Genomic DNA, 24,338 nt, shown 5'->3' with positions numbered 1-24,338 from the left:
GCTGAGGGGTGTGTTTAAGAGACGAAAAGGTGCTCTGACAAGGGAAAATAGGGGTGTCTACGCCGTTATTTCCGTGTCTTGAAGGAGCACCTTTTCGATGCACCAGCCTACCAAGGTTTTCCCGTCCGTCCCGGTCACTTTCACCGGCCAGTCTCTGGTCTCCCATGCCGGAGGACGGATCCTGACGTCATTCATCGACGCCCTCGGGTTCCGGGATCTGTGCGAGGACCGGCTCGGGCAGTTCGTGCCCGCGATGGCCTCGCACCGGCCCGGGAGGCTGCTCGGGTCGCTGGCGGTGATGCTCGCCGCCGGCGGCGAGCATGCCTCCGACCTGGACATCCTGCGCTCCCAGCCCGGCGTGTTCGGCCAGGTGCCCTCGAACGCGACAGTCTCGCGGTTCTTCGAACGCACCGTGAAGAACCCGGACGTCTTCGATTACGGCTTTTCGACCCTGGCCAAGGAACTGCGGACCCGGGCCTGGGAAGCCGCAGGGGACCGCAGCCCCGCGGTGAAGGCGACGGCCGCGGACCCGCTGCTCATCGACCTCGACGCCACACTGGTGACCTCGCACTCGGAAAAGGAACAAGCCACCGGAAACTACAAGGGCGGGTTTGGATTCGCCCCGTTCACCGCCAGCATTGATTATGGTGCCGGCAGCGGCACCGGGGAGGAACTCGCGGTGCTGCTGCGCCACGGCGGGGCAACCGCGAACAACGCCGAGGACCACATCCGCATCTTCGAGGCCGCCATCGCCGTCCTGCCCGACGCCCTCTACGGTGAGGACGAGGAACTGGACGGGGAGAAGATCCTGGTCCGCACCGACAGCGCCGGCGCGTCCCGGAAGTTCCTCTGGTACCTGCATTCGCGCGGCGTGCAGTTCTCCGCCTCGTACCCGGTTCCGGTCGGCAAGGCCCACATGATCGACTGGATCAACGACAAGAAATACTGGCAGCCGGCCCTGGACCAGGACGGGGTCGAACGCGACAACGCCTGGGTCATCAACGCCACCCAGGTGATCCCGCTCCAGGACTACCCGCCCGGGACGAAGATCTTCCTGCGCGCCGAACCGCTGCACCCCGGCGCGACACCGACCCTGCTCGACATCGACGGTCACCGTGTGACAGCGTTCCTGACGAATGCCCCGCGCTGGCACGGACCTTTTCTGGATGCCCGGCACCGGGCCCGCGGCCGGGCCGAGAACCGCATCAAAACCCTAAAGAACACCGGGCTCGGAAAGCTCCCGTTCTTCGATTTCGCCGCCAACCAGGCCTGGGCCAACCTCGCGGTCCTGGCCGCGAACCTGGTCTCCTGGCTCCAGCTCACCGCCCTGCCCGACGGCCACAAGGCACGGGGCTGGGACATCAAACGCTGGCGCTACCGGCTCTTCGCCACCGCCGGGAAGATCATCACCCGCGCCCGCCGGAACCACCTGCTGCTGCCCGCCGCCGCGCCGGAGCAACCCCTCATCGCCGCCCTGCTCGAAGCCATCAGCCGGATCGCCGCGGCCGCGAACCGCCCCGCACCCCTGCTGCGGACCTGACACCACAGCCCCCCGGACAATCACGAGCAGGAAAGAAGAACACCAACGGGATCAGTGGAAACCCGCGCACCGCCCGGCGCCCCCGGGCCTTCAGCCACGCCCGAAATCCGATTCAGCCCGCCGGGACGGCAAAAACCAGGCCCGGCGCCCCGACCGCCATCCGATGAAAAATCCGGGCTAACGAGCAGATCCGGGCCCTTCTACCCGAAAGCATCCGGAAGGCTGGCGTGCTGACGATCGCCTCGGATCCCACCTACCCGCCGTTCGAGCAATATGAAGGAAACCAGAAAATCGTGGGCTGGGATATCGACATGGCTGATGCCATCGCTCAGACTCTGGGGCTTGAAACAAAGCACGTGGCTGCAACATTCGACACCATCCTGCCCGGCCTGAATTCGGGCAAGTACGACCTGGGAATGTCAGCTTTTTCCATGACGACTGAACGGCAAGAAACCATGGACATGGTCCAATACCTCTCCTCAGGAACCGGACTCGCCGTCGTTGCAGGAAACCCGAAGGGCTTGTCCACCAATGCGGCTAGCCTTTGCGGTTTCCCCATTGGCGCGCAGAAGGGAACCAGCCAGGCACTGGAGATCCTGCCCGAGCTGTCCAAGGAATGCGTTGAAGCCGGCAAGCCGGCCATCGATGTAAAGCAGTTTCCGGCCCAGAGTGATGCCAACTTGGCACTGCTTTCCGGGCGCGTTGACGGAGTTCTTGCCGGAGCCCCATCCTTGTCGTACCAAGGCAAGCTGGCAGACAACAAGTTCGAGTTGGCTAACCTCGGTCTTTCATGAGGGAGTGGCTGGAACGCGTGTTTAAAGCCTGAAAGGTGCCCTGACGTGGGAAAATGTAGTTACCACACAACATTTTTCATGACACATCAGGAGCACCCTGCAGGTGAGTTACTTTACCGGCTTTTACCCGTCTGTCCGTGTTGATTCTTCCGGGGACGGGGTGGTGTCGCAGGCTGGCGGGGTGATCCTGACGTCGATGGTGAAGGGGGCTGGTCTTGGCGCTGGTTTGTCGGAGGCTTTGGAGCCGTGGCGCAAGCCCTTTGCCACGCACGACCCGGGCAAAATCCTCACCGACCTCGCCCTGTCGTTGGCCACGGGCGGCGACAGTGTGTCTGACATTGACCGGCTTCGCAACCAGCCCGAGGTGTACGGGCTCGTGGCCTCGGATCCGACGATCAGCCGGCTGTTCAAGATCCTGGCAACAGTAAAGCCTGCCAGGGCGCTGGCGGCCATCAACGGCGCCCGCGCCAAGGCTCGGGCCCATGTGTGGGCGCAAGCCGGGAAGGATTCACCCCTGCACGCGGTGAGCGCCGGGAATCCGCTGGTCATCGACCTCGACGCGTCCCTCCTGAATTCCCATTCAGAGAAGGAAGACGCCCGTCCAACGTGGAAGAAGGGCTTCGGATTCCACCCGCTGTGTTCCTTCCTTGACCACGGGATTCTGGGCACCGGTGAGCCGCTGGTGACCCTGCTGCGGCCCGGCAATGCCGGCTCCAACACGGTCAGTGATCACATCCAGGTCGTGAAGGACTCTGTCAAACAACTCCCGAAAGGGTACCGGTCGGGGAGGAAGATTATGATCCGCACCGATTCCGCCGGCGGCACGCACGGGTTCCTGGACTGGCTGACTGCCAAGGGTCGCAACTTCTCCTACTCCGTGGGGTTCCCGATCCACGGTGCGGTGGCCGCTGTCCTGCCCCTGGTCGCCAAAGACGGGTGGACCAAGGCGTACGACAGCGACGGGGTTGAGCGTGACGGCGCCTGGGTCGCCGACATCACCGGCATGCTGGACCTGTCCTCATGGCCTGCCGGGATGCGGGTCATCGTCCGCAAGGAAATCCCGCACGTCGGCGCCCAGCTGCGGATCACCGACATCGACGGGCACCGGTACACGGCCATCGCGACGAACCAGGAAAAGGGCCATCTGGCCACGTTGGAGGTCCGCCACCGGCTCCGGGCACGCTGCGAGGACAGGATCCGCAACGCCAAAGACACCGGCCTGGCCAACCTGCCCTTCCACGCCTTTACCGGCAATGAACTCTGGTGCCACGTGGTCATGCTCGCCGCTGAGATCATGGCCTGGACCCAAATGATTGCCTTCACCGGCACAAAGGCCAGACGCTGGGAGCCTAAGAAACTCCGCGCCAGGCTGTTCGAAATCGGCGGCAAAATCGCCAGCCACGCCCGCCAAACCACCTTGCACCTGGCCGCGACAGCACCGGACGTGACGCTGCTGCTCAAAGGAATGAAACGCCTCGCAGTACTGAGCCCGCCATAACCTGGACCGCCAACCGTCCGCCGCTCATCCAGAAAGCACCAGCATCACTGACCGGTGTGGAACCTGTCACCGACAACCGCCATCAGGCCAGCGGTCCAAATGTCACACCCAAATGCCACCATAGGAACCGTCAGGCAGCCGGTAAGCCCAGACCCACTGGAAACCACGCCTCATGAAAGATCGAGGCTAAAGGCGAGGCACTTCGAAAGCGGCCTATTGGCATTGCCTTGCCCAAAAACTCACCATTGACCCCCGCCATCACGGCTGCGTTCAAGAAGGTGCTGGCCAGCGACACATATGCACAAGTGAATGCAAAGTGGGATATGCCAGAAAGTTCCGTCCTGGATCCGGCATCAATGACTGCAACAAAATAGTCCCTCAGAGCGAATCATGACAATGACTCAACTAAGGGAAGACTCAACAAAGACCACGGCAACGACGGATGATTTCAGCATCGTCAAGGCCCGGCACCCGGGGCGCTGGCTGTCGGCTGCCGCCATCATGTTCCTGGGGCTGCTGTTGCTGCGCTCAGTGGTCTCCAACCCGAATTTTGGGTGGGAGACCGTCGGAATGTACATCCGCGACGTGTCCATCGTGCGCGGCATCGGCATCACCCTGGAACTCACCGCCATCTGCATGCTGATCGGCATTGTGCTGGGCGTGGTGCTGGCCGTCATGCGGATCTCGGCGAACCCGGTGGTGCGCACGGCGTCCTTTGCCTACGTGAGTTTCTTCCGCGGCACCCCGGTGCTGGTCCAGCTGTTGTTTTGGTACAACCTGGCCGCGCTCTACCCGTCCATCAGCTTCGGGATCCCGGGGGTGGACCTGGACGCGAACGAAATCATCACCCCGCTGCTGGCGGCCATCCTGGGGCTAGGGCTGAACCAGGCGGCCTACATGTCCGAGATTGTCCGGGCCGGCATCCTCTCGGTGGAGCACGGCCAGTCCGAGGCGGCCGGGGCGCTGGGGATCAACCGGCTCCAGACCATGCGGCGGATCATCCTGCCGCAGGCGATGCGCGTGATCATCCCGCCCACGGGCAACGAGACCATCGGCATGCTCAAGACCACGGCCCTGGTCTCGGTCATCTCGGTGCCCGAGCTGCTGTATTCCGCGCAGGTCATTTACGCCCGCAACTTCGAGACGATCCCGCTGCTGATGGTGGCCAGCATCTGGTACATCGTGGTCACCTCCATCCTGAGCATCGCGCAGTTTTACCTCGAGCGCCACTACGCCAAGGGCGGCCAGCGCAGCCTGCCGCCGACCCCATGGCAACAACTCAAACGCTTCGCGCGGGTCCACGATCCGCTCACCCGGAAGGGAACCAAACCATGACTGCCACCACGCTGGAAACCACCGGCACGGCACTGGAACCGATGATCAAGGCGGATTCGATCCGCAAGAGCTACGGGCGGCTGGAGGTCCTCAAGAGGATCGACCTGCAGGTGGCCCGCGGGGAGGTGGTGTGCCTGATCGGCCCCTCCGGGTCGGGCAAGTCGACGCTGCTGCGCTGCATCAACCACCTGGAAACCATTGACGCGGGGCGCATGTGGGTCGACGGCGCGGTGATGGGCTACGACCTCAAGGGCACCAGGCTGCATGAGCAGTCACACGCACGAATCTGCCGCAGCCGCGTCGAAATCGGCATGGTGTTCCAGCACTTCAACCTCTTCCCGCACATGAGCGTGCTGGAAAACCTGGTCGAGGCCCCGCGCCTGGTGCTGAAGGAGAAGCGCGCGCAATCCACGGCGCGGGCGCTGGCCCTGCTGGACTCGGTGGGACTGGCCGACAAGGCCAAGGCCTACCCGCGCCAGCTCTCCGGCGGCCAGCAGCAGCGCGTGGCCATTGCCCGGGCTCTGTGCATGCGCCCGAAGGTCATGCTCTTTGACGAGCCGACCTCCGCACTGGACCCCGAGCTGGTCGGCGAGGTACTCAAGGTCATGAAGGACCTGGCGGCCACCGGCATGACCATGGTCGTGGTGACCCACGAAATGAACTTCGCCCGAGACGTCGCGGACCGGGTGGTGTTCATGGACGACGGCCACGTCGTGGAGCAGGGGCCGGCCGCCCAGGTCATCGGCAATCCGCAGCACGAACGCACCCGCGCCTTCCTGGCCTCGGTGCTCTGACCCACACCTATGCGAGTGTTCCTTCGGCACGGGTGGTTTCCTGCTATTAGGGTTGCAAGAATGTCAGAAAAGCACGATTTTCCGACTCGCTTCGATTCCTCAGAAAACAGCAGAACCCCTGACACGGCCAGCGGCAACGGCCACCATCCAAATCGACAATGAACGTTCGTTTCACCAAATGGCGCATTGCGCCGGGGACGGAAACCGGCTGACACGTCCACTCGACCGACTATGTCGTGGTTCCCATGACCATCGGCGAGCTGGGCTTGGAAACCCGGGACGGAACGACCCTCGATTCACTGACAGCCGGAGTTTCCTACACGCGCCTCGCCGGCAACGAGCACAACGTCTTCAGCGATGCGGACACGGAGTTCGTGTTCGTGGAAATTGAGCTCAATTAACGCCATTCTGTAGGCGTGCTGTGTAGGGACCGAAAGTCCTTGTTTCCGCGTCTTTCAACTTCCATCATAGGATGCCCGATAAAAACGATCACCTCACTGTTTATCGCCGCAACATGCCCGACGAATATGAGGATTAGAACCACGCCGGGGCCAGCGAATGAGGTCAGCGGCCTCAGCGATTCCCACAGGGTCGGCTCGAACCGTAAATGCGACCCGGTCATCCTCGGGACGCCAGTGGAATCGCCCTTGTAGCGTGAACGACGCCTCGAGCCCGAGTACCGGGTTCAGCCAGGGCAGCTACCCTGTTCGGGCATCGTTGGGGTCGTGGCAGAAACGAAGCACCTCCGTCACCGTGTCCGCGTCGTGGATCTTCAGCGCCTCGAGGATACGCCGGTGGTCCCGGGCCATGTTCTGCTGGTGCTCCGGGCCCTGGCGGTAGGTCATCGTGATCCGTCGCTGGATTGGGTGATCCCACATCGCCGCGAGGGTCGTCCGCAGGTACTGGTTCGGGCACGGTTCGATGAGGGCAGCATGGAACTGTCGTCCCGTTTCAAACAGCCCGGCCGCGTCATAAGGATCAAGAGTCTCAAATTCATCGATCATGGACCGAAGCCGGATCAGCTGTGTCGCAGTATGTCTGCCGCAGGCCTGCCGCGCGGCCAGTGCCTCCAACGTGTACCGGACCTCGTAGACATCTTTCACATCCCGGGCTGTGAGGTCATTGACGATGTATCCCTGCCCCGGCACTAGAGTGGCCAGGCCCTCCAGCGTGAGCTGCGTCAGCGCATCGCGGACCGGGGTGCGCGATACGCCGTACTGCGCCGCCACCTGCTCTTGGACGAGGGCCGATCCCGGGGCGATTTTGCCATCGATGATGTCGGAGCTGATCTGCTCATAGACGCGCACTGCCAATGGGCGGCGGTCCCCCGTCTTGGCGGTGTGGGGCATTGAAATCATTGGCGGTCTCCGTTGTCATGGGCGGATTCAACAGTCTATTACGCACCATATTGCCGCGCCCCGGGAGGGAAAGGGCCGGCTTGGGAATGAGTTCCGAAAAAATCGTTGACCGTCAGTCAAGCGCCGTATACAGTGTATACGAATCGAGCAAGGAGGCTTGAAATGTACGTTTTGAACACTTGGTATGTTGCAGCGTGGTCCACCGAGGTGACCCGCAAACCTGTACGCCGGATGATTTGCGAACAGGCGATCGTGCTGTTCCGCACGCAGGACAACGAGACCGTGGCACTGGCGGACAGGTGCGCCCACCGCGCCTTTCCGCTGTCCGAAGGCCGTACAGTCGGTGACTCTGTCGAGTGCGGCTATCACGGCTTCGCCTACGGGCCCGATGGCGTCTGCACCAGGGTGCCGGCCCAGACCACGATTCCGGAGCGGGCCCGGGTCCGGAAGTACCCGGTTGTAGAGAAGGACGGCTGGATCTGGGTCTGGACCGGCGATCCCGAGCTGGCTTCTTCCACAGAGGTGCCGGACACGCATTGGATGGTGGATCCGGAGTGGGCGACCGTCACCCATTCCGTCCATTTCAAGTGCCGCGCCGACCTGATCCACGACAACCTGCTCGACCTGACCCACGAGTCGTTCCTGCATAAGACGACGGTCGGGGACGACTACATCTACGAGCACGGCATCACCGTCGAAGTGGACAGCAACGTAGTCAGCGTGGACCGGCTCATGCCTTCGGTGGCGGCCCCGCCCCTCTACGCGGAAACCATGAACGCCCGCGGGCTCTTTGACCGGTTCCACTGCACGGAGTTTTTCGTGCCGAACCTCCACGTGCTGCATTCGGGGATCACCGGCGAGGCCCGCCCCCGGGAGGAGGGGTACCTGATCAAGGTCCTCAACGGCATCACTCCCATCGATGAGCACAACTCCTGGTACTACTACGCGTTCAGCCGCAATTTTGCGGTCGCCGACGCCGGCGCCACGGAAGATCTCCGCGTCGGCCTGGCCACTGTCTTGGAGGAGGACGCAGCGGCGCTTGAGGCGCAGGAAATCGGCATGCAGACCCGCCCCCGTGGGGAGTTCGATGTCCTGATCGCCCAGGACGGCGGCGTGGCGAAGGCCCGGCGCATCATGGCTGCTCTGCTGAAATCCGAGGAGAGGGCAGCGGCTCCGGCCGCGCCCAAGCTCGCTGCTCCCGTGACGGCTTAGGGGGCGGCATGTGGATGCTTGTTAGGGCAAATGCCCTCGGCTCGGAGTCACCGGACGGCTCCGGGTCACGGACCTTGGCCGCCTGTCCCGACTCCCCCGAGCGCGGGGATCCTTGGCGCTGGACAATCTCCCGGAATGATTCCACCGGCCAGTTGGGCCTGGACATCAGCTCCGAGCCTGACCACATCTGGGTGCAGACCCGCCAGTACGCCGACGGCTACACGGGCCCCCTGCACCGGGCCGCGGGCACTCAATTAGTGATCGCATCGCTTCGGGGCGAGGCATTAGTCGCAGCAGCCAGCGGTCCCTGGGAACGCTGGCTGCGCCCGGGCGATATTTTCGTCGTCGAGGGGGAGGAGGATGAAGACCTGCGGCTTTCGCTTCCAGAGGGCGACTCCTGCGTCGAAGTCGTATCCTTGGCCCCCCGCCTTACGCACGCTCTCCGGTGGGTGCCGTGACACTAGTGGCTGCCGCGGAAGCGGAGCTGCCGCTGACCGGCATCGACTTTTCCTGCAATGGGCATCAGCTGGGCTACGGCAGGGTACAGCACTCCGACAACGTCTATGACGGATCCGTCATCCCGGTCCCGATTGCGGTGATCAGCTCCGGCACCGGACCAACAGTACTGCTCGTAGCGGGAACCCATGGGGACGAATACGAGGGACAGATACTGCTCCACGAACTGGCGCGGACCCTCACCCCCGACCGCGTCCGGGGAACGTTGATCCTCGTCCCGTCCGCCAACCCTGCCGCCGTGTCGGCAGGAACCCGTGTCTCTCCCATTGACAACGGGAACCTGAACCGCAGCTATCCAGGCGAATCAGACGGATCCCCCACCGGTCAGGTTGCCCACTTGATCGGACGTGGCCTCCTGCCGCGTGCGGACGTTGTCGTTGACCTTCACTCCGGGGGGAGCAACTCCACATATGTTCCCTGCATGTTCCTTTACCGCGGCCCGACGCCGGCACTCTGGGCCCGCAAGGTGGCAGCGGCACGGAACATGGCGTTGCCCTACACCTTGGTTGTTCCGCCCCGACTCGAGGCCGGATCCCTGAGCACCGCTGGCGACGACGCCGGGATCCTGACGCTGTCCACGGAGCTGGGCGGCGGTGGCACCGTGGACCGGTCCGTGCTCACTCGGGCACGGACCGGGCTGGCAGCGCTCCTGGCCAGCACCGGTGTGTTGGTTGAAGCATCCGGTTCCGCAGAACGAATCTCGGGTGGGCCGGAGACGGTCTGGATCGAACTTGTGGACGGCTCCGCAGTCACCACCACTGTCGGCGGCCTGTTTGAACCACTGGTCGACCTGGGCCAATTCGTCCGGGCCGGGGAACCGGTGGGTAAAGTGCACTTCCTGGACGAGCTGGACCGGCCACCACGGGAATTCGCGGCCGCCGTCGACGGCGTTGCCGCGATCATCCGCCGTCCCACTCTGGTACGCCCGGGCTGCCATCTGGTGCATGTGGCACCTCTGCTCGGGGATCTTCAGGACTGCAGTCCTTATCAACCCATGTTCAACGATGATCATGAAAGGCAACACAATGCGTAAAGCCCAAAAAGTGATACTCCTTCTGACTGCGGGAGCGACAGTACTGGCAGCCGCCGGCTGCACAACAGCTTCAGTAGACACCACGGGAAAGGAACAGCCCGCTGCGGCAACGACTTCCCTCGGCGTAAATGACCAGGCCCGGGCGCTCTTGCCCGATGCGGTTAGGGACAAAGGCACTCTGGTGATCGGATCCGACCCCACGTATGCACCCTTCGAATACTTCGATGTAGACAATAAGACCATGATCGGGTGGGACGTCGACATGGGAGACGCGCTGGCGCAGGCCCTGGGTCTGAAGGCCCAGCACGTGGCTGCGACGTTTGACACCATCCTGCCAGGGTTGGCCTCTCACAAATATGACCTGGGCATGTCCTCGTTCTCCATCACCGAAGAGCGGCAGAAAGCGGTGGACTTTGTTGCCTACCTCAACGGCGGTTCCGGCCTCGCCGTGCTCCCCGGCAACCCTGCAAAGCTCTCGGTCAACGCCGAGACGCTGTGCGGCAAGAAGATTGCGGCGCAAAAGGGTTCAAGCCAATCTTTGGACGCGCTGCCGACGCTGTCCAAGGAATGCACCGATGCCGGGAGCTCTGCCATCGACGCCCAGATCTTCCCCGCCCAGACCGACGCAAACCTGGCGCTGACCGCCGGACGGGTGGACGGCGTTCTCGCCGACAGCATCTCACTCTCCTACCAGGGCAAGCTGGCGGGCAACAAATTCGAGCTGGCCGAGGGAAAGGATTACCACCCCGAACGGACGGGAATCGCCCTGCCGAAGAATTCAGATCTGAGGCCGGCCATCGAAGCTGCCATGAAGGCGATTGTGGGCAGCCCGACATACACGGACATCAACAAGAAATGGTCCATTCCATCCAGCGCCGCCCTCAGTGTTGACGACGTCGTCACCAAGTAGCGGACCACAGACGCGGGAGATTTGCATGAATACTCAAATAACAAGGGCCCTCGAAACACCGGAGAGGGTCCGGGACCACTACACGATCGTGAAGGCAAGACATCCGGGGCAGTGGGGGTCCGCCCTGGTGATCATTGCACTGTTTACGGTCTTGCTGCAGTCGGTGTTGACCAATCCGAGGTTTGGTTGGACGACGGTCGGGATGTATCTGCGTGATGTTTCCATCGTCAACGGTATCGGCCTGACCCTGATACTGACGGTGATCTGCATGGCCATCGGTATTGTCTTAGGGGTTGTCCTAGCGATCATGAGGCTTTCGCTTAATCCTGTCATCCGGACGGCCGCGTTCGGCTACGTGAACTTCTTCCGCGGAACCCCCGTACTGGTGCAGCTGCTTTTCTGGTACAACCTTGCCGCCCTGTACCCGTCCATCAGCTTCGGAATCCCCGGCGTGGACCTGGATGCTAACCAGATCATCACACCCCTCCTCGCGGCTGTGCTCGGACTTGGCTTGAACCAGGGAGCCTACATGTCGGAAATCGTGCGCGCAGGGATCCTCTCCGTTGACCACGGCCAGGTCGAGGCCGCCGGGGCGCTGGGCATCAACCGGCTGCACACAATGCGCCGCATTGTCCTGCCGCAGGCCATGAGGGTGATCATTCCGCCCACGGGAAACGAAACGATCGGCATGCTCAAAACCACGGCGCTCGTCAGCGTCATCTCCGTGCCGGAAGTGCTCTACTCCGCCCAGATCATCTCCGCCCGCACGTTCGAGACCATCCCGCTGCTGATCGTGGCGAGCCTTTGGTACATCGTGGTGACGTCCGTTCTGAGCGTCGGCCAGTACTACCTCGAACGAAGGTTCGCTAAGGGCGGGCAGCGGAACCTTCCACTGACCCCATTACAGAAGGTGCGGTTCTACTTCAACACCCATGACCGGCTGAGCCGGAAAGGCGGAAAACTGTGACGGCCCTGACATCCCCAATGCTGCCGGGCCGGCCCATGGTGCGGGCAGACGGAATCGAGAAGAACTATGGCAAACTTCAGGTCCTCAAGGGCCTGGATCTTGAGGTCCAAGCCGGCGAAGTGGTCTGTCTCATCGGCCCATCCGGATCAGGTAAGAGCACACTCCTGCGCTGCATCAACCATCTGGAAGGCATTGACGGTGGCCGGATGTGGGTCGACGGAAAAGTAATCGGCTACGACATCAAGGGCACCCGGCTGCACGAACAGAAGGACAAGGAAATCTGCCGGAACCGGACCGACATCGGCATGGTCTTCCAGCACTTCAACCTGTTCCCACACATGACCGTACTGGAGAACCTGGTGGAGGCGCCGCGGCTGGTTCTCAAGGAGAACCGCAAGATCGTCACCGAACGGGCCCGGGAACTTCTGACCATGGTGGGCTTGGCGGAGAAGGCAGAGGCCTATCCGCGCCAACTTTCCGGCGGCCAGCAACAGAGAGTCGCCATCGCCCGCGCTCTGTGCATGAGGCCAAAACTCATGCTTTTCGACGAGCCGACCTCCGCCCTCGACCCGGAGCTGGTGGGAGAAGTCTTGAAAGTGATGAAGGACCTCGCCCAGTCGGGGATGACCATGGTGGTCGTCACCCACGAAATGAACTTCGCCCGCGACGTCGCCGACAGGGTCGTTTTCATGGCCGACGGGCAAATCGTTGAACAGGGACCCGCACGGGATATCATCACCAATCCGCAGCACGAGAGGACCCGGAGCTTCCTCGCCTCCGTCCTGTAAAGCCCCTAGATCCCGCCCCCGGGTGGTCCGGCGATAGCCCGGGGGCGGTTCCACACCACTGAACAAGTCCGCCCGCGGCCACGGAAAACCCTAGCCGGTGTGAAGGAAGCAAGAACCATGAATACAACAGAATTCTTCGACGTCACCGTCGACACGATCGTTCGGGAAGCCGATGGCGTGCTGTCACTGGCCTTGAGTCACCCCCCGGGCCGGGCGCTGCCCAGCTGGGAGCCTGGGGCGCACATCGACCTGTTGCTTCCGACAGGGACGCTTCGCCAGTACTCTCTGTGTTCCACACCGGGCTCGCCCCGATGGCGCGTAGCCGTACTGAGGGAGCGTGCTGGGCGCGGCGGCTCCGCCTTCATCCATGACGAATTACAGCCCGGGACGAAGGTCCAGGTCCGGGAACCACGCAACAACTTCGCCCTCGCGCCGGCCCCCGAATACCTCTTCATCGCCGGCGGCATCGGTATCACACCCATTCTTCCGATGCTGCGCCAAGCGACAGAGGCCGGACGCCCTTGGCGGCTCCTGTATCTGGGACGGAGCCGGAAGAGTATGGCATTCCTGGAAGAACTCAGCGTCCACGGAAACCGTGTCCACCTCCATGCCTCCGACGAGAGCGGACGCTTCTGTCTGGCGGATCTTCTCAGCCAGTCCGATGGGACTTTCCACCTGTACGCATGCGGACCCGGCCCCCTTCTGGCGGCGATAGGTCTACTGACCGCTGCATGGGAGGACCCGTCGCGGTCGCATTTCGAAAGATTCGCGGCAGACCCGGCGGAGACCGCTGGCGCCGCCGCCGATAGGGAAGGGGACAGCCCCTTCATCCTCGAGCTCGCCGACGGAACCGAAGTGACGGTAGCCAGCGATTGCAGCGCCCTGGAAGCCTTGGAAAACGCCGGCGTTCCCGTCGTCAGTTCGTGTCGTGAAGGCATCTGCGGCACCTGTGAGACCCCGGTCCTCGCCGGAGACATCGATCACCGCGACAGTCTGCTGTCAGATTCCGAAAAAGCGTCCATGGACACGATGATGATCTGCGTCTCCCGCGGACGAAGTCGACTCACCCTTGGTATCTGATCCCACGGCTCAACGCATCACGGCTGGCCATGCGCGGCGGGGGCCATCACCCGGCTAACGGATGTTCGGTGGCCTGACTGCCGCCATCCGTAGTCGATGAAACATCTTTAGGCCACCGCCTTGCTCCGTGGCACGAAACACACAGCAGGCCTGCGTGCACGCCGGCCAAGAACATGAGAGAGAAGAAGACCGTGGACACCACTTCCAGGCAGGTCTCCGATTGGAGCGGGCTCGCGGGCCAAACGGTGCTGGTCAAGCATCAGGGCGAGACAGTCAGAACGGGCCGCGTCGAGGTCGTTGCACGAGACGCTGCAATGCTTTGGCTGGAAAAAGCGCGTGTTTTGGAGAGAAAGCTCTATTCGAAGGCGGAAGGATATGTCATGGTCCGGGTGGACCTTGTGCCATAGGTGACTGGGCGGCTGGGACGAGCGGGGGTGATTAATCCGCTTGCGGTGAGCCGTTCGGGTCGAGGATGAGGACTTCCCACCAGATTTTCGCAGTCAAAGTCTCCTCGGGAGCTAAGGCCCGATCGATCCCCGGCCCGGGCCGCCGGGGTCCCGGTATTCGTTGCTCGATTCGGTATTGAAGATTAGGAAACACATGTCAGCTACGAGTGCGGAAGTGAAGAGGCCGGCCTCAAAAGTTCCGGCAGCCGAGAACACCCTGAGGATCCTCAAGCTGCTGGCGTCAAGAAGAGGCCCGATGCCCGCCGGGAGCATCGCTCAAGTTCTGGGGGTCCCCCGGTCAAGCGTTTACGATCTGCTCGGCGTGATGGAAGCGAACGGTTTCGTGCTGCACTTGCCGGAGGAACAGCGGTACGGTCTAGGCATCCGCGCTTTCGAAGTCAGCTCCGCGTATTCCCGTCAGGAACCGTTATCCAGGGTGGGCCGTCCCTTATTGGCAGCACTCGTAGACACGATCGGTGAAAGCGCCCACCTCGCGGTGCTGCATGGCCGCGACGTACTCTACATCGTGGAGGAGCGGGCGAAGAACCGCCCTTCTCTCGTGACTGACGTCGGCGTCCGCCTGCCAAGCCATCTGACCGCAAGCGGTCGTGCTATCCTCGCCGCGGCACCGAAGGCACAGGTGCGGGCGCTGTACCCGAACGCCGCCGCTTTCAGCGCCAGGCACACGACCGAATCCCCGATCCTGAAGTACTCCGCACTGTCGTCACACCTGGACCGTGTCCGCCAGCGCGGCTACGCCACGGAATACGGCGAGGTAACACCCGGCTTCGGGTCGATTGCAGCCGCCGTCACCGACCACCTGGGCTGGCCGACCGCGGCGGTCGCCGTGACCTTCCTCGAGCACAAGCTGCCAGCGGACCGGTGGCCTGCCCTGGCCAGGACAGTGCAGAAGGTCGCGGACGAACTCTCCGTCCGGATCCACGGGCGCCCGGCACCCCTTTAAGTATCTCGCCCTAACACGACACCCAACCCTGCGCGAACCGTTTTTTCAGACAGTCGCCTGACACAAAAGGACTCCCGATCGAACCCGCAACCTCATCGATTTGTCCCCTGGAGCAAAGGGGCCAATAGCCACGGCCAGAGGACGCTCGACGGACACCGTGCGTCGGCCCGACGTCATCCTTGACCTCCACTCCGGTGGCACCAATTCCACCTACGTTCCAAGTATGTTCCTGTACCGCGGTCCGGCCCCGGGCCTGTGAGCGCGGTCGCTGCAGCCCGGCGCATGGCCATGCCTACACGCTCGTTGTTACGCCTCTCAGCGCGGTGGGCGGTGACTCCGGGATCCTGACCCTGTCCACCGAACTGGGCGGCGGGGGGACCGTGCACGGGGCGGTGTTGGCGCGGGCACGGACCGGGCCGTCCGGGCCGGTGGGCGGCGCGGACGTCCGACTCCAGACCAACTCAATCGCGGCCGGACCGGGAGAGGTCCGAAACGGTCTGGATAGATCTAGTTGACGGCTACGCCGTCACCGCAACCGCGGGAGGTTCGTTTGAGTCTCTGGTTGACCGGGCCAATCCCGTAGGCTGGTCCGCTTCCCGGACGATCTGAACCGGCCGGCCCAAGTTTCCCGCGCTGCGGTCAGCGGCATCGCCGCGGTCATCCGTCGCCAACCCGGTGCGCCCCGGCGGCCCTCTGGTGCACGTGGGGCTCCCCTGCTTGAGGTCGCGCCGAACTACAGCGTCTCAGATGATACTGCTATCGTTTCGACGGATCTGGCGGTCCTTAAGGAATGTGTCAACAGCCGCCAGCACCGCCAGGGACGCGCCGCGGCTGCCGATACTCACCCGCACGCCCTCGCCGTCGAAGGCCCGCACCGAAACACCGTGGCGTATGCATTCCTTTTCCAGGCCCTTGGCCTGCTCCGCCTCGATCCACACGAAGTTCCCGCCGCTCTCCGGCACGCGGAAGCCACGGCTGCCCAGACCGGCGGCCAGGAAAGCGCGCTCTGCGACCACCGCAGCGACATTCGCTTTCATCAAGTCCTGCTCGCCCCACGCGGCAACCGCCCCGGCTTCCGCCACGCTGCTGAGTCCGAAGGGTGGCGCTGAAGCCCTTAAATTGCCGATGATCTCCGGCGCGGCAAGCAGGTAACCGACACGTGCACCGGCGAGTCCATAGGCCTTGGAAAAGGTGCGCAGGACCACTACGTTCGGGAACGTGGCAAGCAGAGCCACTTCGTCATGTTCCTGCGCCGTATATTCGCGGTACGCCTCGTCCAGCACGACCAGGACGTTGCCGGGTACCTGGCCAAGGAATCGCATCAGATCATCGTGCCGGATCATCGTGCCGGTGGGGTTGTTCGGGTTGCAGATGATCACGACTTTGGTGCGGTCCGTGATCGCGCCGACCATGGCATCCAGCTGGTGGCGGAGCTCCGCGTCGAGGCCCACGCGGAGACCGGCAGACCCGGCCACGCCCACCAGGATCGGATAGGCCTCGTAGCTGCGCCATGCATGCACCACCTCTGTTCCGGATCCGGCGTAAGCCACCAACATGTGCTGCAGCAGCGACAGCGAACCGGCCCCTACCATCACTTGGTCCGGCGGGACCTTCAGCCGCTCCGCGATCGCGGCCACCAGCTGGTCGCCGAAGAGGCTCGGGTAACGGTTCAAGCTTGCCGCAGCGGCAGCCATGGCATTCTGGACAGCTGGCGAGGGCGCCACCGGCGATTCGTTCGACGACGCCACCCACGTCACCTTATCCAGGCCCGACGCACGGGAGTACCGCGGCAACGCTTCGATTTCGGCCCGAGGTGCCGGCCTCGCGTGCGTCGGCGAATCATCCATTCTCCCGGGGCCTGCCGTCATGGTGTTGCCTTTCGCATCATCGTGGTGAAACTGCCGGGCTATGGCGCCCGCTGGCCAACACTGAGGGGCCGTGTTCGGATGGCTTCGGCCACGCTGACCATCCCGAGCAATTGCATTGTGCGGTGGAACTGGTTGACCAACAGACCCGCCGGATGGTCAGCGCCGGACCCACCGGCGGCGGTGAGGGCCCAGATATAGGCCGGCCGATTAGGGCGGCATCGGCGCCAGCGCTACCGCCGTCGCGATGTCAGCTCCATGCCGGACTCCTGAATCCACCAGAATCGTAAATTCCGTCCGACAGCGTCGGTCACCGGTCGGATCAGTTGACACGGTCGACAGTCCCCGCCCTGTCAGGGGCATTTTGCCGCCTTCAACCGGGTCCCGGCGCCGCTCGGCGGTACGGCCAGGCCTTGTTCCCACAGATCCGCACCGCAGTGGCGACATCTTCCGTGGAGGCCGGACGCACGACGGCGACCGGCGTCCCGCGGACAGATGCGGGCAGTCATGGGAACGGGAGGTGCGGGTGCGGACGTCGATGACCACCTTGCCGCCGAGCGCACGCCGGAGCTCCCGACGCATGACTGCGCAGCGGTTGGGTTTTGCGAGAATGTGGCCGCCACGGGCCAATCCCTCATGCAAGAACTTTCGACAGAAACGCCTGGGTGCGTGCCTCGCGCGGGTTTTCGAGGACCTGGTGCGGGTCACCGCTCTCGACAAGCTGGCCATCTGCCATGAAGTGCACCACGTTTCCGACTTCCTTGGCGAAGCCCATCTCGTGCGTGACCACGATCATCGTCATGCCGGAGTCCGCCAACGAACGCATCACATCCAGGACCTCGCCCACCAGTTCAGGGTCCAGCGCCGATGTTGGCTCGTCGAACAGCATGACGGAAGGCTTGAGCGCGAGCGAGCGGGCGATCGCCACGCGCTGCTGCTGGCCGCCGGAGAGCTGTCCGGGGTAGTGGTCGGCTTTGTCCGACAGTCCGACGCGGGCCAGCAGTTGCCGGCCTTCCTCGATGGCCTGCTCCTTCCGCATGCGCTGGACGACTGTGGGCCCCTCGATCACGTTTTCCAGTGCTGTGCGGTGCGGAAAGAGATTGAACTGCTGGAACACCATGCCGACCGAGGCCCGCTGGCGGGCGGTTTCGTGCTCTTTGAGCTCGTGCAGCTTGTTGCCGGAACGTCGGTAACCGATCCGCTCGCCCTGCACCCACAACTGGCCGCGGTCGAGCTTTTCGAGGTGGTTGATACAGCGCAGGAAGGTGCTCTTTCCCGAGCCTGAGGGCCCCAGCAGGCACGCAACTTCGCCGGCGTAGATGTCCAGGTTGATGCCCTTGAGTACCTCCAAGTGGCCGAAGGACTTGCGGACATCGCGGGCCCGAACGATTGGTTCCCTCATTTGACGTTCTCCAGTTCTGTTACGGCACCGCTGGCCAGCGTCGCGGTGGAGTTGGCCCCCGGGAGGGGGCCGCCGCGGCCTGTGCGGAACGGTTTAGCTGCAGGCTTCGGTCCCTTCAGCGGTGCGAAGCCGCGTTCGAAATGACGCTCAACGTAGTACTGCCCCACGGACAGCACCGCCGTAACCGTCAGGTACCAGAGGGCGGCCACGATCAGCAGCGGAATGGTCTGAAACGTCCTCGAGTAGATGATCGAGACAGAAGTCAGCAGTTCGCTGTAGCCGATCACGATCACGAGCGAGGTGTACTTGAGCATGCCGATGGTCTCGTTGCCGGTAGGCGGGATGATCACCCGCATTGCCTGCGGCAGGATGACCCGGCGCATCGTCTGCAGCCGGGACATGCCCATGGCCTTGGCGGCCTCGGTCTGTCCCACCGGGGTAGCCCGGATGCCGGAACGGACAATCTCGCCCATGTACGCGCCTTCGTTCAGGCTCAGGCCCAGGATGGCGGCGGTGAAGGGTGAAATCAGCGTGTTGGTGGAGATCTCCAAGAAACTCGGGCCGAACGGGACACCCAGCACCAGCTTGGGGACCAGTGCCGCCATGAAGAACCAGAACAGCAGCTGGACCATGAGAGGTGTGCCCCTGAAGAACCAGGAATACGCCCAGGCCGCGGTGGACAGGATGGGGTTTGGCGACAGACGGCACACTGCCACCAGGATTCCCAGGACGATGCCGATGGCCATCGACACCGCCGTAAGCAGCAGCGTATTGGCCAGACCGGACAGCACGGGTGCAGCGAAGAGGTACTCCCTTACCGTGCCCCACTGGAACCGTTGGTTGGTGAACATGCCGTAGACCATGAGAGCCGCGCCCAGCACCACCACCCCGGCCACGACCCACCGCCCGGTGTAGCGGGCGGGGACGATCGAGAGGTTTTGCTCGTCTTCGGTGGCTGCGTACAGGGTCACTTGGTGGATCCGTTTACAGTGAATTGCTCGATGGTGTGGTCCTGCATCTTGTACTTGGAGAGGATCGACTCGTATGTGCCGTCGGTCTTGATCGATTCCAGTGCCTTCTGGACTGCTGCCATCAGCTCGGTGCTCTCCTTGGGGAACACGATGCCGAAGGAGAGCTTTTGGTACGCCTTACCCATGGCCAGCTCGCCGTTGCTGTCGGCCGCGACTACCGAGCCCGACGTCGAGTCCACAAGGAAGGCGTCCACGCGCTCACTCTGCAAAGCCAGCACGGCCTGGTTCTGGCCGGCATAGATGGTAACCGCGAGCGGCTCGTTCCCGGCGGCCTGGCACTTGGCGGACTGCTCCGCTGCATCGGCGTCCTCAGTGGTGCCCTTAACAATGCCGACCTTGGTCCCGCAAAGGTCGGTCAGGGACTTCAGCTTCTCAACGTTGGCCTTGGTCGTCATGATGCCACCGCCCGCCTGGAAATAATCCAAAAAGCTGACCTGCTTCTGTCGTTCAGCGGTGTCGGACATGGCGGACATGGCCATGTCATAGCGGCCCGAGGCGAGGCCAGGGATGATTGCATCGAAGGCGATGTTGTCGAAAGTCAGGGTGACGCCCAGCTTCTTCTCCAGAGCGTCCGCGATTTCACGGTCAATGCCGATGATGGTCTTCCCGTCCGTATCGAACGACTCAAACGGCGGGTATTCGACGTTGCTTGCTACTTTTACGGTGCCCGCACCCTGTATCTCCTTGGGCAGCTGGCTGAAGAGCGGCGTCTTTGCCGCATCAGATGCCGCACCCGTTGGGTCGGAGGCTGCCGTAACTGAACCGCCACAAGCGGTGAGACCGACGACGGCGGACAGTGCCAGCGCCGCTAAGGCGTGATGGCGAAAGCGAAATACAGAAATGCTCAATTTGTACTCCTCGGGGTTAATGCGGCTTTATGCGAATTGGGGGGCTTCCTGGGGATTCCTATGAATGAAGACCGCCTGGGACCAGCATAGACATGGTTTCCACACGCCACAATAGCTATTTGCAGGGATTTCTAAAGACAAATGCCGCACCCAAAGGATTCGGCATACCGCATTTGAAAGACGGCATGAAAAAATGCTAAATAATAAAATTTACTAACGCAAGGGGGCAGGCAGTCCAGACCAAGGGCCGTCGACCCCCTTGGTCTGGTGGATCAGTAGGCTTTCAGCACTTGGCGGCCTAGAGGTCCAGCACCAGCCTCTCGCCTCGGCAGCGGGAAACACAAATCATTATTGTTTCATTTGCCGCACGTTCTTCATGGCTCAGAATTTCGTCGCGGTGGTCTGGAATTCCAGCCACTACCGCCGTCTCACAGGTTCCACAGGTGCCTTTCCTGCAGGAATTCAGCGCGGGGACTCCGGCACGCTCAAGCGCTTCCAGAATTGTTTCATTTTCCCCGACGTCGATTTGTGTTCCGTCAGCGGTTTCCACCAGGAAAGGGGCATCGTCGTCAGCCGGGCCACCGCCTGGGCCGCCGCCGAAGTCCTCAAACAGCAGGTGAGGCACTAGACCGTCCGTGTGTGCCGCGCGGAGCTCGGCGAGCATCCGTTCCGGGCCGCACGTAAAGACAGTGGCATCCCCAGTCAGCCCCGCCCCGCGCAGATACTCCGTCAGGTCCGTGCGGCCGGATTTCTCCCGGGCACGGATGCAGACCTTGTCTCCGGCAGGGTCAAGGACGGCCAGCTCCTCCACGAAAGCCATGGAACGCAGGCTGGACCCGAGGTACAGCAGCCGCCAGGACTCCCCCTTCTGGTACGCCGCCCGGATCATCGGCAGCAGCGGCGTGATTCCGATGCCGCCGGCAATGAACACCTTCTCCCCGGAGCCCGGTGTGCCACGGAAGTTGTTCTGCGGGCCGCGGATGTCGAGGACATCACCCGCCTTCAGCGACTCGTGGATGTAGCGTGAGCCGCCGCGGCCGGGCAACTCACGCAGCACCGCGATGCGCCAATATGACCGTTCTGCCGGATCGGAGCACAGCGAGTACTGACGCAGGATGCCATTGCCGAAGAGGACATCGATGTGGGCGCCGGGCTCCCACGGCGGAAGCACACCCCCCGTGGGAGCCTTCAAAAACACTGAAACGATGTTGTCTGCTTCCCGCCGGAGCTCGCTGACGGCGAGGCTGGCGAAGCTCTTCCCAACCGGCGCAGGCCCGCTGAGCACCGGAGCGTCAGCGGACTGGAGCGTCATCGCTGCCTCCACAGAGCACAGCGTTCACGGCGGTGACCACCGCTCCGTCGTGGACCAGTTCGCCGGCCTTGCGCAGCCGCGGGTACAGGACCACATCCTGCTTGAGGTGGTCAATGGGGCGGCCATCGGCGGCGGCCGTGGAGCGCAGCAAAGCCAGGGCGGCCAGGCTCGCGGCCCCCGGCATGGCGCCGGTTGTGGCAGGAAGGCGCATGCGTAATTCCAAGGCCTGCGCGGCCATGAGGAGTTCGACTGCCACCACGGTCTCGATGTTGGTGACGATCTGACGTGCGTGCCGGCCGGCGTTGTTGGCCATGGACACATGATCTTCCTGGTTCGCGCAGGTGGGGATGGAGTCCACGCTGTCCGGATGGGCGAGCGTCTTACAGTCGGAGACCAGGGCAGCCGCGAGGTACTGCGGCAGCATGTACCCGCAGTCCATCCCGATCTGTTCGCTGGCCACCAGCATGTCCGGCAGGCCGCGGTTCAGGGTGCCGTCGTCGAGCCGGAAAAGCCGGCGCTCGGTGATGTTGCCGATTTCCGTGACCACAATCGAAATGAAGTCCGCTACGAAGGCGACATATTCGGCGTGGAAGTTGCCGCCGGAGACGGCTTTAAGCGTGCGGGTGGACGGCAGCGATGGGAAGATCAGCGGGTTGTCGGTGGCGGCGTTGATCTCGTTGTCGATGATCCCGGCGGCGAACGCCAGCGTGTCCTTGACCGGGCCGAAGACCTGCGGGATGCAGCGCAGTGAGTAGGCGTCCTGGGGCGGCTGCCGCACGGGGTCTGTGCCGGCGTCGCCGTCCACCAGCCCGCTTCCGGCGAGGAGTTCGCGGAGCCGTGCAGCGACCTCGATCTGGCCCCGCTGGCCGCGGGCCTGGTGGAGTTCATCGATAAAGGCATCGCCAAAACCCATGAGGGCCTCGATCGTCATAGCCGCGGTGATCTGCGCGGTTTCCAGGAGGTTCTGCGCGTCGTAGAGTGCAAGGGCCGTCTGGGCGCAGGAGAAAGACGTGCCGTTCAGGAGTGCCAGTCCGTCCTTGGCGCCGAGCGGAAGGCGTGCTATCCCCGCGTTGGCCATGGCGGCGATGCCGGAGACCACTGCTCCGTCCACGAAGGCCTCACCGGAATCCAGTTCCTCGTCCTCACCGGCATGGGAGCGGGACATAACGATCGCCACGTGGGCCAACGGGATGAGGTCACCGGAGGCGCCGAGGGAACCGTATTCCGGGATGGCGGGGTACACGCCCCGGTTAAGCATCTGCGTCAGCGTCGTCACAATATCCGCCCGAACGCCCGAATGGCCCTGGGTAAGGCTGACGACGCGGATGAACATGGTTGCCCGCACCACTTCCTCATCGACATACCGGCCCACGCCGGCCGCATTGGAAAGAACCAGCCGCCGGGACAGCTCGGCGGCGTCGGATGGATCGTTGAAAGCCTTTCGGCCGGCAAGGGAACCGAAACCGGTGTTGATGCTGTAAATGGCGGCGGTCTCTTTACCGGCCGCCATGCCGTCCATGACACCGTCCAACCACTCCTGGCTGGGCTTCATCCGTGCCAACGCCTGCTCATCCACCACCACGGGACGCCGGTGGCGGGCCACGTCGATCAGATCCTGCAACGTTGTGCGGTCCGTCCCCAGGACTACCGGCGCGGTATCAAGCAGAGTTTCGAGCGTCATCTCTTACCTCTCGGGTTGTTCTATGGCTAGCGAGGGAACCCAGCGACGCCGCCAGGTTCTCCGCTGCCTCATTCATTGTTTCTAAAGTCGAGTTCAGCCAGGCACGGGAGCCGCAGCGGCCCTCCGGACCTGCCACGTTAAGGGCACACACAGCTTCGCCGTCGAGCATTACCGGCACAGCCACGGAGATGGCCCCGGGATCGAGTTCCCCGCGGGATACGACCCAACCGCTTGTCCGGATCTGCGCGAGGCTGAGTTGGATCTGCTCCGCCGACGGCGTGTTGTCGGTGAAGCGCGGCAGGTCCCCGTCCAACACCTGACGCACGACGTCGGACGGCGCCCACGCGAGCATGGTCCGGGGGCCGGCTCCGGCCGTCAGCGGCAGGAGCTCATTGACCGCGAACGTGAACTTGAAGGCCTTGTCCGGTTCCGCGCGGCGCAGGCAAAGGGCCTGTGTGCCGACCCGGATGATCAGGACGGCAGTCTCCCCCACGGCGTCCACGACGCTCCTAAGCACCGCCGTGCCGACTTCCGCCAGATGGCTCTGCGTCAGGTGCCGGCCCGACAGCGCCAGCAGGGCGCGCCCCGGTCGGTAGATGCCCGCGTCCTCCTGGACGAAGCCATGTTCGCGGAGCTGATGGAAGTAGCGGTAGGTGGTGCTGATAGGAATTCCGAGCTTCAGGGCCACACGCTCCACGGTGGTATCGCCCGCCTCGGCGACTTCGGACAGGATCAGGAGCCCGCGCTCAAAAGATGTATGTGTCGGCACCGCTTTACCTCCTGCCCGGTTCAATCCCCCTGTGGGGCCTGTCACGAAACGATAGTGCAGGGCCACTGGGCGGCCGTACAAAAACCATTCCCGCAGAGTGAGAACGGCATTTATCCGCCGCTCTCACTCATCGGTACTTTGATGCCACGAATTGGTTGCTCCGCAGCGAAACAGTCGACAGTAACGAGGCCCACG

General features: G+C 63.3%; 23 protein-coding genes. 15 read left to right on the top strand and 8 right to left on the bottom strand.

Going from position 1 to position 24,338, the window contains the following annotated elements; translation table 11 throughout:
• Positions 1–97: 97 nt before the first annotated feature.
• From ACQCSZ_RS00415 to ACQCSZ_RS00390, 6 genes are all read left to right on the top strand, one after another.
• Entirely contained in the window at positions 98–1,540 is a 1,443-nt protein-coding gene (locus tag ACQCSZ_RS00415; protein WP_427006199.1) for an IS1380 family transposase, read from the top strand.
• Between the two features lie 227 nt (positions 1,541–1,767).
• Entirely contained in the window at positions 1,768–2,334 is a 567-nt protein-coding gene (locus ACQCSZ_RS00410; protein WP_427006198.1) for an ABC transporter substrate-binding protein, read from the top strand.
• A gap of 103 nt (positions 2,335–2,437) precedes the next feature.
• The gene (locus tag ACQCSZ_RS00405) at positions 2,438–3,832 is read left to right on the top strand and encodes an IS1380 family transposase (protein WP_427006197.1); all 1,395 of its coding nucleotides are present in this window, start codon (positions 2,438–2,440) and stop codon (positions 3,830–3,832) included.
• Between the two features lie 396 nt (positions 3,833–4,228).
• A complete protein-coding gene (locus ACQCSZ_RS00400; protein WP_427006196.1) occupies positions 4,229–5,167 on the top strand; it encodes an amino acid ABC transporter permease in 939 nt (312 codons plus the stop codon).
• A complete protein-coding gene (locus tag ACQCSZ_RS00395) occupies positions 5,164–5,961 on the top strand; it encodes an amino acid ABC transporter ATP-binding protein (RefSeq protein WP_427006195.1) in 798 nt (265 codons plus the stop codon). The genes ACQCSZ_RS00400 and ACQCSZ_RS00395 overlap by 4 nt, the downstream gene beginning before the upstream one ends.
• 245 nt (positions 5,962–6,206) lie before the next feature.
• Positions 6,207–6,362, top strand: a complete 156-nt coding sequence (locus ACQCSZ_RS00390; protein ID WP_427006194.1) for a hypothetical protein — start codon at positions 6,207–6,209, stop codon at positions 6,360–6,362.
• A 297-nt stretch (positions 6,363–6,659) separates the two neighbouring features.
• Here ACQCSZ_RS00390 and ACQCSZ_RS00385 read toward each other — a convergent pair whose 3' ends face one another.
• Positions 6,660–7,319 (bottom strand): GntR family transcriptional regulator, encoded by a 660-nt coding sequence (locus ACQCSZ_RS00385; protein WP_427006193.1) that lies wholly within the window; start codon positions 7,317–7,319, stop codon positions 6,660–6,662.
• Positions 7,320–7,481: 162 nt separating this feature from the next.
• Here ACQCSZ_RS00385 and ACQCSZ_RS00380 point away from each other — a divergent pair, with 162 nt between their 5' ends.
• The 9 genes from ACQCSZ_RS00380 (at position 7,482) to ACQCSZ_RS00340 (ending at position 15,235) form a co-directional block, all read left to right on the top strand.
• Positions 7,482–8,531, top strand: coding sequence for a Rieske 2Fe-2S domain-containing protein (locus tag ACQCSZ_RS00380; RefSeq protein ID WP_427006192.1), 1,050 nt, complete (start codon positions 7,482–7,484; stop codon positions 8,529–8,531).
• 8 nt (positions 8,532–8,539) lie between these two features.
• Complete coding sequence (locus ACQCSZ_RS00375; protein ID WP_427006191.1) at positions 8,540–8,989, top strand: hypothetical protein; 450 nt, start codon at positions 8,540–8,542, stop codon at positions 8,987–8,989.
• On the top strand, positions 8,986–10,080 hold the full coding sequence (locus tag ACQCSZ_RS00370) for a succinylglutamate desuccinylase/aspartoacylase family protein (RefSeq protein WP_427006190.1): 1,095 nt from the start codon (positions 8,986–8,988) through the stop codon (positions 10,078–10,080). Before ACQCSZ_RS00375 ends, ACQCSZ_RS00370 begins: the two co-directional genes overlap by 4 nt.
• Before the next feature lie 181 nt (positions 10,081–10,261).
• Complete coding sequence (locus tag ACQCSZ_RS00365) at positions 10,262–10,990, top strand: ABC transporter substrate-binding protein (protein WP_427006189.1); 729 nt, start codon at positions 10,262–10,264, stop codon at positions 10,988–10,990.
• A 25-nt stretch (positions 10,991–11,015) separates the two neighbouring features.
• Entirely contained in the window at positions 11,016–11,957 is a 942-nt protein-coding gene (locus tag ACQCSZ_RS00360; RefSeq protein ID WP_427006188.1) for an amino acid ABC transporter permease, read from the top strand.
• A 17-nt stretch (positions 11,958–11,974) separates the two neighbouring features.
• On the top strand, positions 11,975–12,745 hold the full coding sequence (locus ACQCSZ_RS00355; protein WP_427008451.1) for an amino acid ABC transporter ATP-binding protein: 771 nt from the start codon (positions 11,975–11,977) through the stop codon (positions 12,743–12,745).
• A 117-nt stretch (positions 12,746–12,862) separates the two neighbouring features.
• On the top strand, positions 12,863–13,825 hold the full coding sequence (locus tag ACQCSZ_RS00350) for a PDR/VanB family oxidoreductase (protein WP_427006187.1): 963 nt from the start codon (positions 12,863–12,865) through the stop codon (positions 13,823–13,825).
• 173 nt (positions 13,826–13,998) lie between these two features.
• Complete coding sequence (locus tag ACQCSZ_RS00345) at positions 13,999–14,232, top strand: hypothetical protein (RefSeq protein WP_427006186.1); 234 nt, start codon at positions 13,999–14,001, stop codon at positions 14,230–14,232.
• Between the two features lie 193 nt (positions 14,233–14,425).
• Positions 14,426–15,235, top strand: a complete 810-nt coding sequence (locus ACQCSZ_RS00340) for an IclR family transcriptional regulator (RefSeq protein ID WP_427006185.1) — start codon at positions 14,426–14,428, stop codon at positions 15,233–15,235.
• A 743-nt stretch (positions 15,236–15,978) separates the two neighbouring features.
• On the opposite strand, the gene ACQCSZ_RS00335 is transcribed toward ACQCSZ_RS00340, so the two are convergent.
• The 7 genes from ACQCSZ_RS00335 to ACQCSZ_RS00305 form a co-directional block, all read right to left on the bottom strand.
• A complete protein-coding gene (locus tag ACQCSZ_RS00335; RefSeq protein WP_427006184.1) occupies positions 15,979–17,082 on the bottom strand; it encodes a histidinol-phosphate transaminase in 1,104 nt (367 codons plus the stop codon).
• 652 nt (positions 17,083–17,734) lie between these two features.
• Entirely contained in the window at positions 17,735–18,502 is a 768-nt protein-coding gene (locus ACQCSZ_RS00330; RefSeq protein WP_427006183.1) for an amino acid ABC transporter ATP-binding protein, read from the bottom strand.
• Positions 18,499–19,473 (bottom strand): amino acid ABC transporter permease, encoded by a 975-nt coding sequence (locus tag ACQCSZ_RS00325; protein ID WP_427006182.1) that lies wholly within the window; start codon positions 19,471–19,473, stop codon positions 18,499–18,501. Before ACQCSZ_RS00325 ends, ACQCSZ_RS00330 begins: the two co-directional genes overlap by 4 nt.
• Positions 19,470–20,381: an ABC transporter substrate-binding protein gene (locus ACQCSZ_RS00320; protein WP_427006181.1), complete on the bottom strand. Its 912-nt coding sequence runs from the start codon at positions 20,379–20,381 to the stop codon at positions 19,470–19,472. Before ACQCSZ_RS00320 ends, ACQCSZ_RS00325 begins: the two co-directional genes overlap by 4 nt.
• 298 nt (positions 20,382–20,679) lie before the next feature.
• Positions 20,680–21,693, bottom strand: a complete 1,014-nt coding sequence (locus tag ACQCSZ_RS00315) for a PDR/VanB family oxidoreductase (protein WP_427006180.1) — start codon at positions 21,691–21,693, stop codon at positions 20,680–20,682.
• The gene (locus tag ACQCSZ_RS00310; RefSeq protein WP_427006179.1) at positions 21,674–23,374 is read right to left on the bottom strand and encodes an HAL/PAL/TAL family ammonia-lyase; all 1,701 of its coding nucleotides are present in this window, start codon (positions 23,372–23,374) and stop codon (positions 21,674–21,676) included. The genes ACQCSZ_RS00315 and ACQCSZ_RS00310 overlap by 20 nt, the downstream gene beginning before the upstream one ends.
• Positions 23,352–24,143 (bottom strand): IclR family transcriptional regulator, encoded by a 792-nt coding sequence (locus ACQCSZ_RS00305; protein ID WP_427006178.1) that lies wholly within the window; start codon positions 24,141–24,143, stop codon positions 23,352–23,354. The genes ACQCSZ_RS00310 and ACQCSZ_RS00305 overlap by 23 nt, the downstream gene beginning before the upstream one ends.
• Positions 24,144–24,338: the final 195 nt, after the last annotated feature.

The sequence above is a fragment of the Pseudarthrobacter sp. H2 genome, assembly GCF_050157045.1.
GTDB lineage: Bacteria > Actinomycetota > Actinomycetes > Actinomycetales > Micrococcaceae > Arthrobacter.
The sequence above is the reverse complement of the archived record's forward strand: the minus strand, read 5'-3'. Positions and strand labels throughout refer to the sequence as shown.

Coding starts and splice junctions, on each gene's coding strand:
- ACQCSZ_RS00415 (WP_427006199.1), top strand. CDS start 98: ATGCACCAGCCTACCAAGGTTTTCCCGTCCGTCCCGGTCACTTTCACC.
- ACQCSZ_RS00400 (WP_427006196.1), top strand. CDS start 4,229: ATGACTCAACTAAGGGAAGACTCAACAAAGACCACGGCAACGACGGAT.
- ACQCSZ_RS00395 (WP_427006195.1), top strand. CDS start 5,164: ATGACTGCCACCACGCTGGAAACCACCGGCACGGCACTGGAACCGATG.
- ACQCSZ_RS00390 (WP_427006194.1), top strand. CDS start 6,207: ATGACCATCGGCGAGCTGGGCTTGGAAACCCGGGACGGAACGACCCTC.
- ACQCSZ_RS00385 (WP_427006193.1), bottom strand. CDS start 7,319: ATGATTTCAATGCCCCACACCGCCAAGACGGGGGACCGCCGCCCATTG.
- ACQCSZ_RS00380 (WP_427006192.1), top strand. CDS start 7,482: ATGTACGTTTTGAACACTTGGTATGTTGCAGCGTGGTCCACCGAGGTG.
- ACQCSZ_RS00375 (WP_427006191.1), top strand. CDS start 8,540: ATGTGGATGCTTGTTAGGGCAAATGCCCTCGGCTCGGAGTCACCGGAC.
- ACQCSZ_RS00360 (WP_427006188.1), top strand. CDS start 11,016: ATGAATACTCAAATAACAAGGGCCCTCGAAACACCGGAGAGGGTCCGG.
- ACQCSZ_RS00355 (WP_427008451.1), top strand. CDS start 11,975: ATGCTGCCGGGCCGGCCCATGGTGCGGGCAGACGGAATCGAGAAGAAC.
- ACQCSZ_RS00350 (WP_427006187.1), top strand. CDS start 12,863: ATGAATACAACAGAATTCTTCGACGTCACCGTCGACACGATCGTTCGG.
- ACQCSZ_RS00345 (WP_427006186.1), top strand. CDS start 13,999: ATGAGAGAGAAGAAGACCGTGGACACCACTTCCAGGCAGGTCTCCGAT.
- ACQCSZ_RS00340 (WP_427006185.1), top strand. CDS start 14,426: ATGTCAGCTACGAGTGCGGAAGTGAAGAGGCCGGCCTCAAAAGTTCCG.
- ACQCSZ_RS00335 (WP_427006184.1), bottom strand. CDS start 17,082: ATGGATGATTCGCCGACGCACGCGAGGCCGGCACCTCGGGCCGAAATC.
- ACQCSZ_RS00330 (WP_427006183.1), bottom strand. CDS start 18,502: ATGAGGGAACCAATCGTTCGGGCCCGCGATGTCCGCAAGTCCTTCGGC.
- ACQCSZ_RS00315 (WP_427006180.1), bottom strand. CDS start 21,693: ATGACGCTCCAGTCCGCTGACGCTCCGGTGCTCAGCGGGCCTGCGCCG.
- ACQCSZ_RS00310 (WP_427006179.1), bottom strand. CDS start 23,374: ATGACGCTCGAAACTCTGCTTGATACCGCGCCGGTAGTCCTGGGGACG.